The organism is Brucella sp. IR068 (assembly GCF_049065885.1).
In the GTDB taxonomy this organism is placed as follows: domain Bacteria; phylum Pseudomonadota; class Alphaproteobacteria; order Rhizobiales; family Rhizobiaceae; genus Brucella; species Brucella intermedia.
Map to the genome: position 1 here is coordinate 25297 of NZ_JBAKHE010000025.1, position 9830 is coordinate 35126.

The window sequence follows — 9830 nt, forward strand, 5'->3', positions numbered from 1 at the left end:
TCGCGTTGTTCCCTCCATTACTTCAGGTTATGAGGTCCCGGATATTTTTTGCGTTTGTAATCTGTTGGCCGGGAACTATCGTGATTAACCAAGGGAACATTGGCGGCATAAAATATCAACCAGCCGCCGAACACAGCGATCCAGCGTCTGTTGCAGAAAATCGAAATCTGCGAGCCGTGGGGATGATGGGATAATCGTGATGAACGAGGAAAATGGGGAGTTTGCCCGTTGAACGCAACGCGACCGACACTGGTGACCGACACGGCCCATACTCCCGCTTCCACGCCAAAGATCATTCGGCTTGAAGGACTCAGCAAGCATTTTGGTGCGCATCGCGTTCTTGAGAATATCGATCTTGACGTGGCGCAGGGCGAGGTTCTGGCGATCATTGGCCCCAGCGGCTCCGGTAAGAGCACACTGTTGCGTTGCATCAATTATCTCGAAAAACCCGATGGTGGGATGATTACGGTCGGCAAGCTCAGGCTTGATGCTACCCAGGAGCCGCGTAAGGCGCAGTTGAAGGAGCTGCGCAATACGGTTGGCATGGTGTTCCAGTCATTCAACCTGTTTCCGCATATGAGTGTTCTGCGCAATGTCAGTCTGCCGCAAGAGCGCGTTCTTGGCCGCAGCCGCGCTGAGGCGGAGGAACGGGCGCTTCAACTGCTGGAGCGTGTCGGACTTGCAGATAAAGCCACCCAATATCCGGGCAGGTGCTCCGGCGGTCAGCAACAGCGCATCGCCATTGCGCGCTCGCTGGCGCTCGACCCGCAGGTCATGCTTTTTGATGAACCGACCTCGGCGCTCGATCCGGAACTCGGTCTCGAAGTTCTGGCCGTTATGCGGGAACTGGCGGAAAGCGGCATGACGATGCTGGTTGTCACACACGAAATGGGATTTGCGGAGAATGTTTCCGACACCGTGATGATCATGGCCGATGGCAAGATCATTGAAAAAGGTGCATCGAAAGAGGTTATGCGCAATCCTCAAGAGGAGCGTACGAAGCGGTTTCTTCGTGCGGTGCACGACCGATGACGGCCGACAATGTTCTTCTCATTTTGAGCGGGCTGCCGTGGACCATCGCTCTTACTCTGGGGTCATTCGGTATCGGTTGCATTCTCGGCGTGCCCTTACTGGCAGCACGAAGCGCTCGCTTCGCCCTCATACGCTGGCTTGCGGCGCTGTTGATCCAGATCGTGCGCGCACTCCCTCCCATCCTTTGGCTGTTCATCATTTTCTTCGGCATCGGCATGGGCATAATGCCTATCAATCCATTTGTCGCGGCACTGATCGGTCTCGGTTTGATAGCCTCTGCCAATATGGCCGAAATCTATCGCGGGGCATTAGCGTCGCTGCATCATGGCCAATGGGAAGCGGCGACCGCCCTGAATTTTGGCACCAGATATACGTTGATCGATGTGGTTGCCCCGCAGGCTTTTCGCGTCGCTCTGCCATCGGCGGCGAGCTATCTGATCGGGCTCATGAAGGAAACCGCCGTGGCATCAACCATCGGGGTTGCCGATCTGGCCTTTCGCGGCAACCAAGTATCGCAACTCACCTTCAAGGGCATTGAGGTCTTCGCCCTGGTCGGCTTGTTCTACATTTTCCTGAGCTTGCCGGTCGCATGGCTGTCGCGTTCCGCGGACAGCTATCTGAGAGCAAAGGTGGCGCGCTGATGTTTCCGACCGCGGATGAATTTCTTGAATGGATGCCGGCGTTGCTCGGTGGGCTAAAAATCAGTTTGCAGGTAGCTGCTTTGAGCCTTGCCATCGGTATTCCGCTTGGGCTTCTTTTGGCGCTTGGCGTCGGTGCCAAGACGCGCATGGCGCGGATCGTGAGCCTGTTCCTTGTTGAAATAGGGCGGGGCGCCCCAGCGCTGGTTCTGTTGCAGTTCATGTATTTCGGCTTACCTGCGACAGGCCTGACCCTGACTTCGTTCGCAGCAGCGGTCATAGCGCTGGCTTGGAATACCGGTGCCTATACGAGTGAAATCATTCGGGCCAGCCTCCAGTCGATCCATCATGGTCAGCGCGAAGCGGCAGAAGCCCTGGGCTTCAGTGTTCTGGACGAGTTGCGTTTTGTGTTGCTGCCTCAGGCTTTGAGAGTTGCGCTGCCAGCCCTGCTGGGCTTCGCGATCCTTATCTTTCAAGGCACTTCGCTCTGCTTCACCATCGCGCTGCCGGAACTGGTCAGCAATGCCTATGAAATTGGGTCCAATACCTTTCGCTACATGCCTGCGCTGCTGCTGGCCGGTCTGCTCTATGCAACCATCTGCATCCCGGCGGCATGGATCGTTTCTTACGTGGAGAAGCGGTCGTCCGCTTACGCCACCCGATAACGCACAATAACAAGGGGAGTCGCACATGAATAACGGGATCATTCACAAGGGCCTGATCGGCTTTGCCATTTTCGTCGGGCTGTCGGCGACAGCATTGGCGCAGGATTGCAAACCCAAGCACGAATTCAAAACCATTACGCCCGGTACGCTGATGGTTGCCGTCACTACTTATGCGCCGCATTCCTTCATGGATGAAAGCGGCAAGATGAGCGGCCTCGATGGTGACATTGCGGCCGAATTCGCGAAACGCGAATGCCTTACTGTGAAGCCAGTGGCGGTCGATCCCGCGGCTGCTATCCAATATGTCCTGTCGGGTCAGGCTGATATCACGACCGGTGACTGGTATCGCACGGCAGAGCGCGCCAAGGTGATGAATCTTTCCTATCCGCTTTATAAAGACCAGATGGGCCTTTATTCAAAGGATGGCATCAAGACGGTCGAGGAACTCGTCGGCAAGAATGTCGGAACGGTGCAGGGTTATCTCTGGGTGACCGATGCCAAGAAGCTTCTGGGTGCCAATCTTCGCCTTTATCCGAACTCGGTGAACATGCATCAGGATCTTGCATCAGGGCGTATCGATGTCGGCATCGACGGCTACTCGACAGGCGCTTATGCGGCCAAGAATGGCACATTGAAGGACATCAAGGTCGAGATCGCGCAGCCTGATGAGCGCATCCGCGCAACCCGCGAAGCAGCACAGGCCAGTCTGCCTTATGCCAAGAGCGCGACGGATTTTGGTGCTGCTCTCGACGCGAATATCGAGGAAATGCACAAGGACGGCACCATTGCCAAGATCCTGAAATCCTATGGCCTCGACGAGAGCGCCGGAAATACTGGCGCGCCAAAACTCATCGAGTGATCCGGAACGGCACCACTTGATGCAGCGGCTTGCTGCTGCATCCACTTCAACCACATTTCATATCGGAGACTGCAACGATGACTGTTTACGCGGTCAGCCGGAACAGCCAGTCATGGTATGGGGAACAGATCGGCATCCTCATTCTGGATGCCGCCTATCCCTGCGTGCCCGGCAATGTCGGTAATGCGACTACCTATACATATCCGGTTCGCTATCAGGAGGTGCGCGGCGCTTCCATTGACCGTCTTCTGAATCAGCGTGATCCGGCATTGAAAGAAGCTTTTGTGGAAGCGGCTCTGGAACTTCAGGGGCGGGGTGTGAAAGCCATTACTGGCGCCTGCGGGTTCATGGCATATTTCCAGGAAGAGGTTGCTGAGGCCGTCGATATACCAGTCTTCCTGTCGAGCCTGATGCAGATACCCTTCATGCACGCTGTGGCGCGCGGCACTGTAGGCGTAATTACTGCCAATGCAGAGCGCCTCAGTCCACGGCATTTCGCCGCCAGCGGCATTCCAGAAACGATCCCGATCGTGCTTGCCGGAATGGAAGATCAGGCCGAGTTCCGTGAGGCGATTCTGGAAGAGAAAGGGACACTCGATTCCGCCGCCATCGAGCGCGAAGTTTGCGAAGTGGCGATGAAGCTCGTGCGGGACAATCCAGAGGTTCGCTCCATCCTGCTCGAATGCAGCGATCTTCCCCCTTATGCTCATGCCGTGCAGAAGGTGACCGGGCGTCCCGTGTTCGATTTCATTTCAATGATCAACTACGTCCAACAGACCGTCGCCTGTCGCGCTTATCACGGCTTTATGTGACCTGACAGTCAGGAGGTTTCCTATGTCGCTCGATCATTATTTCCTCCTTGGCCGCTCCGGTCTGCGTGTCAGCCGTCTGGCGCTCGGGACGATGACATTCGGAAATGCGGGGATCAGAGGGATTGGGGGGGCTTGGGGTACGGATGAAGAGAATGCGCGGGCCATCTTTGATCGCTATCTCGACGCGGGCGGCAATTTCATCGACACGGCGGATTCCTACGGTGCGGGCTTGAGCGAGACGCTGGTCGGCAGGTTTGTCGAGGAAGCCGGCGCCCGTGATCGGGTGGTGATCGCGACCAAATATTCCAACAATCTGCAGCCTGGCAATCCCAATGCCGGCGGCAATGGCCGCAAGAATATGTTCCGTGCGGTTGATCAGTCGCTGAAACGGCTGAAGACTGACTATATCGATCTTTATATGGTGCATACCTGGGATGGCATGACGCCTGTGGAAGAGGTGATTCGCGGCTTCGACGATCTGATCCGCGCGGGAAAAATCCGCTACTGCGGCCTCTCGGATGTACCATCCTGGTATGCTGCCCGTGCGCAGACCTGGGCAGAAGCCCACGCGCTTTCGCAGCCGATCAGTTTGCAACTGCCCTATTCGCTGGTCGAGCGCAGCATAGAGCAGGAATTTGTCCCGCTGGGACAGAACCTGGGACTGGGTATTACCGCTTGGAGCCCGCTCGCCATGGGGCTTCTGACAGGCAAATACCGGGCCGGTGGTGAAGGGCGTCTTAGTCGCGACGATGCGGGCGGGCTGGGGCTGTTCACCGAACGCAATATGAGGATTGTCGCCATACTTGCGGAAGTTTCTGGCGTGCTTGGCAAATCCATGGCGCAGGTGGCGTTGAATTGGGCGGTGTCGCAACCGGGTATCGGGGCAGCGATCATAGGCGCGAGCAAGCTGTCACAACTCGGAGACAATCTCGGCGCGCTGGCTTTCTCGATCCCTGACGAACTGCGTGCCAAGCTGGATGCAGCGAGTGTCATCCCTCCGACATATCCCTACTCATTATTCGCGGCGGATTATCAGGCTGGCATTCTCAATACCGGCGTGTCGGTGGGTGAAAAGCCCGCCGGATATGCACACCCCCGTTTTGTGCCGAAAGTGGAAGATTACGCTTTCGGTAAGCCCCTAAAACCTTGAAACTTCCCGAGAAAAGATCATGAATGACATGCCTTCTAGGATGCGGCCTGCGGCCAGCATCGACCCTACGCTTTTTGTCTTGACGCTCGATTGTGATGATAAGCCCGGTATTGTTGCAGCGATTACCACAGAACTCGCTGCAATTGGCGGCAATATCGTTGAGAGCAATCAGTTTCGTGACAGGGTGACCAATCGCTTTTTCATGCGCATTGCTTTCAGCGCGCCGCTCGGCATGCCGCGTGAGGCGGTCGAGCACTCACTGAAACCGGCAGGCGAGCGGTTCGGCATGAAATTCGCGGTGGCCGATGCCAGCCGCAAGCCCAAGATCGTGCTTATGGTGTCCAAATTCGATCACGCCATGCTGCATCTTCTCTATCAGATCCGCGTTGGCTGGCTGAATGCCGAGGTCGTTGCCATCGTCTCTAATCATGAAGATAGCCGCGAGACGGCGGAAAGTGCGGGCATTCCCTATCATTGCTGGGGCGTGAACAAGGATAACAAGGCCGAGCAGGAAGCTCGCCTGATCGATCTGGTGCGTGAGACGCAGGCCGATCTGGTGGTCCTCGCACGCTATATGCAGGTGCTATCGGATAATCTATCCAATCGCCTGTTCGGCAAGATCATCAACATTCACCATTCGTTCCTGCCATCCTTCAAGGGTGCAAAGCCCTATCATCAGGCGTTCGAGCGGGGCGTGAAGCTGATTGGCGCAACGGCGCATTATGTGACGCCGGACCTGGACGAGGGCCCAATCATCGAACAGGAAACCGAGCGGGTCACTCATTCCATGAGTGCGGAAGATTTCGTCGCCACGGGGCGAGATATCGAAAGCCGGGTTCTTGCGCGAGCGGTGAAGATGCATCTCGAGCACCGCGTCATGCTCAACGGTCACAAGACCGTGGTGTTCGCGTAATAAGCAAATGGGCCTACAGCTTCAGTTCCGCGTCGGCGCCCTGTTCGAGAAGCCACTCGCGGAACAGTTCCGCACCTCGCTTCGGCGGACGCTGTGCAGGCATCACCAGATGGATCGTGTCGCCGGAACGATGGCACATATGCGTGGCCGGAACCAGCCGACCCGCCACGACATGATCATGAACGAGGTGTTTCCAGCCAAGCGCCACGCCTTGCCCCTGCACAGCCGCCTCGATGGAACTGAGTGCGTCGGTGAAGACGAAATCCTGTTCGATACGCGGGTTCGGCACACCGGAACGCTCAAGCCATTCGCGCCAGCCAAGCCGCGAGCGATGGCGCTCCTCGAAATGTAGCAGAGTGTGGTTCAGAAGGTCGCTTGCTTCCCTGATCGCTCCGCGCTCTTTGAGATAGGCAGGACTGCATAGAGGCCAGACTTCTTCCGTCACGAACGGCCAGGCGAGGATACCCGGCCATTTGCCTCTTCCCAGACGCGCTGAAACGTCGATATCCTCTTCCAGCAGGTCCTGATCGTCACGGCTGCTTTCTTCGATGCGCAACGCTACGTCCGGATGTTTCTCCTTGAACCCTTTGAGACGCGGCAGAAGCCATAGCTGCACGAAAGATGCCGAGAACGACACGCGGATGATATCGCGCGAGTGCTTCTTGCGCATTGACGAGATGACCATGTGCAGATGGTCGAATGCTTCCTGCGTTTCGCGATAAAGCCTCTGTCCTTCAGCCGTCAGTTCAAGGCGGCTCCTTTCACGGCGGAAAAGCTTCAGTCCGGTAGCTTCCTCGAGAAGCTTGATCGTCTTGCTCACCGCTGGCTGGCTGACATTCAGCTCTTCCGCCGCCGCCGTAAAGCTCAGCCGTCGAGCTGCAGCCTCAAACACGAAGAGGTAATTGGCCGAGGGGATGAGCGAGCGGAGCCTGTGCATAATCTGAAGTTATATCTTCGCAGATTTTTTATCAAGCTCACATGGCGCAGAACCCTCTGTAATGTAACGCACAAAGGAGTCCGTACCGTGGCCCGTAGCGGCGCTCCGGCAATCTCCAAAATATACTGGAAGGGAACGTGGAATGCAGACTCATGCGCGCGCGGTTGTCATCGGGGGAGGTTGTGTCGGCGCCTCCATTCTTTACGGGCTGGCCAAGAGAGGTTGGTCGGACGTCGTGCTTTTGGAGCGCACGCAGCTTACCGCAGGTTCCACGTGGCATGCGGCGGGGCTGATCCCTTCCTACGCGCGCAATATCAATATCGGCCGTATGATCAACAAGTCCATTGAGATTTACGAAGGGCTCGAAGCCGAAACTGGTCAGCATGTCGGCTGGCACAAATGCGGCCAGCTGCGTATTGCCAACACGCGCGACCGCCTTGACGAATACAAGAGCTATATGAGTGTCGCCGCAGTGCAGGGCGTGCGCGCCGAACTGGTTTCCCCGGCACGCGCCCGTGAACTGTGGCCGCTGCTTGAAAACAACCATGATATGTTGGGCGCGCTCTATCACCCCGATGATGGCCATATTGCGCCTGCCGATGTCACCATGGCGCTCGCCAAAGGTGCGCGCGACAATGGCGCCAAGATCTATCTCAACACCGAGGTCAAAGGTTTCGAGCGCCTGCCAAGCGGTGAGTGGAAGGTGAAGACCAATCAGGGCGATATCATCTGCGAGCATATCATCTCGGCGACAGGAAATTATGCCCGCCAGACCGGAGCCATGCTGGGGCTCGACATTCCGGCAATTCCTATCATTCATCAATACTGGATCACTGATGCCGTGCCGGAAGTGATCGAGCGCAAGCGTCAGGGCCTGCCGGAAATGCCGATCCTGCGCGATGAGGGCTTTGAAGGCTATCTGCGTGAGGAGGGCGACGGCCTGATGTTCGGCCCCTACGAGAGGACCGAACATTTGAAGCTCTTTGCCGAAAACGGCGTCCCCGAATGGTTTGGAGCGGATCTTCTGGAAGAGGATTTCGATTCGGTTTCATGGAACTGGGAGCAGGCCATCGAGCTGGCTCCCGCTCTCGGCCGCGTTGGCATCAAGGCCAATGTGCGCGGACCGTTCCAGATGACGGCTGATGAACTGCCGCTGGTCGGCCCGGCCTGGGGGCTGGACAATGTCTGGATTGCAGAAGGGGTGCCCGGCGGCATCCTGTGGGGCGGCGCGATCGGCTATTATCTTTCCGAGCGTATCGTTGAAGGCGGCAACAGCATCGACACATCTGATCTCGATCCGCGTCGTTTTGGCGACTACGCCAACAAGAACTGGACCCGCGAAAAAGTGCGCGAAGCATGGGGCACCCATGCCGAGCAGCATTATCCGGGGCAGGATATGCCTGCCGCTCGCCCGCAGAAAACCGCGCCGTCATACGATCGCCTGACGGAACTGGGTGCTGTCTGGGGCTGCCTCAACGGTTGGGAAATGCCGAACTGGTTCGCGCCTGAGGGTGTAGAAGCCAGGGATCAGTATAGCTGGCGCTGGACCGAAAAGGGCAAATATGTAAGCGAGGAAGTCGAAGCCGTGCGCAACGCGGTAGGTCTCGTCGAAATGACGCCGATGACCAAATTCGAGGTTAGCGGTCCCGGTGCCGAAGCATGGCTTGATGGCATTCTCGCCAATCGCTTGCCGAAGGCGGGACGCGTCAACCTTTCTCATCATTTGACCCCGAAGGGCGGTGTGCAGGCGGAATATGTGGTGGCGCGTCTCGATGACGGCTCTTTCTACATGATTTCAACTCCGCGAGCCGAACGTTGGAACTTTGACGAAATGTCGAAACTCCTGCCGAAGGATGGAAGCGTTACTCTGCGTAACGTGACGAATGACAGGGGCTGCTTCACGATCGTGGGGCCGAAGGCGCGCGAGGTATTGCAGCCGCTTACCGAAATCGATCTCTCAAACGAGGCATTCCCGTGGTTCGGCATCAAGTCGGGAACGGTCGGCCTCGCCAGTGATGTGCGTCTGCTGCGCGTCAATTATGAAGGCGAATTGGGCTGGGAGCTTTATCATCCGCTTAGCTATCAGCGGCATCTGCTGGAAGCCTTGCTCGCATCCGGCAAGGAGCACGGCCTGCGCCTTATCGGCCTGCATGCGCTGGAATCGCTGCGTCTCGACAAATCCTATCGTGCCATGTACCGCGATATGAACAGCGAGCTAAGTGCCTGGGAAAGCGGCCTTGAACGCTTTATCCGCCTGGACAAGGGCGATTTCATCGGCAGGCAGGCGCTGGTCGAGGAAAAGGAACGAGGCATCAAGCGCCGCTCCGTCACGCTGGCGGTTGAAACCGATGGCGCCAGCACGCTGACCTGCGAGGGTGTATACCATCATGGCAAGCTGGTGGGTCGCGTCACCTCGGGCGGCTACTCCTATACGTTCGGGCACGATATCGCGCTGGCGCTGCTGCCGGTCGAGCTTGGCGTGCCGGGCACGGAGCTGGAAATCCCGGTTCTGGGTGAGATGCGCAAGGCCCGCGTGATTGAGGAATCGCCCTACGATCCGGAAGCCAAGCGCGCGCGCCTCTGATCGTCCGTCCATTAGTCTGTGCGAACTGGCCCCGATATATCGTTACGACGATCCGGTTCGCTGCAAGGAAAGGTTAGCCCCATGAAGGCAGTTGTCGCAGTGAAACGGGTTGTCGATTACAACGTGAAGATCCGTGTAAAGGGAGACGGTTCGGGGGTTGAGCTTTCGAACGTGAAGATGTCGATGAACCCTTTTGACGAGATCGCGGTTGAAGAGGCGATCCGTCTGAAGGAAGCGGGC

At 57.3% G+C, this 9830-nt stretch carries 9 protein-coding genes and 1 pseudogene; 9 read left to right on the forward strand and 1 reads right to left on the reverse strand.

Going from position 1 to position 9830, the window contains the following annotated elements:
- The first annotated feature begins 228 nt into the window (after positions 1–228).
- From ACOWVS_RS22575 to purU, 7 genes are all read left to right on the forward strand, one after another.
- Complete coding sequence (locus ACOWVS_RS22575; RefSeq protein ID WP_006469715.1) at positions 229–1032, forward strand: amino acid ABC transporter ATP-binding protein; 804 nt, start codon at positions 229–231, stop codon at positions 1030–1032.
- On the forward strand, positions 1029–1673 hold the full coding sequence (locus tag ACOWVS_RS22580) for an amino acid ABC transporter permease (RefSeq protein ID WP_006469716.1): 645 nt from the start codon (positions 1029–1031) through the stop codon (positions 1671–1673). Before ACOWVS_RS22575 ends, ACOWVS_RS22580 begins: the two co-directional genes overlap by 4 nt.
- On the forward strand, positions 1622–2335 hold the full coding sequence (locus tag ACOWVS_RS22585) for an amino acid ABC transporter permease (RefSeq protein ID WP_006469717.1): 714 nt from the start codon (positions 1622–1624) through the stop codon (positions 2333–2335). Before ACOWVS_RS22580 ends, ACOWVS_RS22585 begins: the two co-directional genes overlap by 52 nt.
- Before the next feature lie 25 nt (positions 2336–2360).
- Positions 2361–3194, forward strand: coding sequence for a transporter substrate-binding domain-containing protein (locus ACOWVS_RS22590; protein ID WP_006469718.1), 834 nt, complete (start codon positions 2361–2363; stop codon positions 3192–3194).
- Positions 3195–3271: 77 nt separating this feature from the next.
- On the forward strand, positions 3272–4006 hold the full coding sequence (locus ACOWVS_RS22595; protein WP_006470708.1) for an aspartate/glutamate racemase family protein: 735 nt from the start codon (positions 3272–3274) through the stop codon (positions 4004–4006).
- A gap of 22 nt (positions 4007–4028) precedes the next feature.
- Positions 4029–5156 carry an aldo/keto reductase gene (locus ACOWVS_RS22600; RefSeq protein ID WP_006469720.1) on the forward strand — a complete coding sequence of 376 codons (1128 nt, stop codon included), beginning with the start codon at positions 4029–4031 and terminating at the stop codon, positions 5154–5156.
- Positions 5157–5175: 19 nt separating this feature from the next.
- Positions 5176–6069 carry a formyltetrahydrofolate deformylase gene (gene purU, locus ACOWVS_RS22605; RefSeq protein WP_006469721.1) on the forward strand — a complete coding sequence of 298 codons (894 nt, stop codon included), beginning with the start codon at positions 5176–5178 and terminating at the stop codon, positions 6067–6069.
- Between the two features lie 13 nt (positions 6070–6082).
- Here the strand turns inward: purU and ACOWVS_RS22610 are convergent, their stop codons facing one another.
- A complete protein-coding gene (locus ACOWVS_RS22610) occupies positions 6083–7006 on the reverse strand; it encodes a LysR substrate-binding domain-containing protein (RefSeq protein ID WP_006469722.1) in 924 nt (307 codons plus the stop codon).
- Between the two features lie 142 nt (positions 7007–7148).
- Here ACOWVS_RS22610 and ACOWVS_RS22615 point away from each other — a divergent pair, with 142 nt between their 5' ends.
- Positions 7149–9590 carry a GcvT family protein gene (locus ACOWVS_RS22615; RefSeq protein WP_006469723.1) on the forward strand — a complete coding sequence of 814 codons (2442 nt, stop codon included), beginning with the start codon at positions 7149–7151 and terminating at the stop codon, positions 9588–9590.
- Positions 9591–9671: 81 nt separating this feature from the next.
- Positions 9672–9830: pseudogene (locus ACOWVS_RS22620) on the forward strand (electron transfer flavoprotein subunit beta/FixA family protein); the annotation flags it as partial.

What these genes read in the sequence shown, in the direction of transcription:
- ACOWVS_RS22600 (WP_006469720.1), top strand. Translation starts at nt 4,029, where the DNA reads ATGTCGCTCGATCATTATTTCCTCCTTGGCCGCTCCGGTCTGCGTGTC.
- ACOWVS_RS22595 (WP_006470708.1), top strand. Translation starts at nt 3,272, where the DNA reads ATGACTGTTTACGCGGTCAGCCGGAACAGCCAGTCATGGTATGGGGAA.
- ACOWVS_RS22615 (WP_006469723.1), top strand. Translation starts at nt 7,149, where the DNA reads ATGCAGACTCATGCGCGCGCGGTTGTCATCGGGGGAGGTTGTGTCGGC.
- ACOWVS_RS22610 (WP_006469722.1), bottom strand. Translation starts at nt 7,006, where the DNA reads ATGCACAGGCTCCGCTCGCTCATCCCCTCGGCCAATTACCTCTTCGTG.
- ACOWVS_RS22585 (WP_006469717.1), top strand. Translation starts at nt 1,622, where the DNA reads ATGGCTGTCGCGTTCCGCGGACAGCTATCTGAGAGCAAAGGTGGCGCG.
- ACOWVS_RS22580 (WP_006469716.1), top strand. Translation starts at nt 1,029, where the DNA reads ATGACGGCCGACAATGTTCTTCTCATTTTGAGCGGGCTGCCGTGGACC.
- purU (WP_006469721.1), top strand. Translation starts at nt 5,176, where the DNA reads ATGAATGACATGCCTTCTAGGATGCGGCCTGCGGCCAGCATCGACCCT.
- ACOWVS_RS22590 (WP_006469718.1), top strand. Translation starts at nt 2,361, where the DNA reads ATGAATAACGGGATCATTCACAAGGGCCTGATCGGCTTTGCCATTTTC.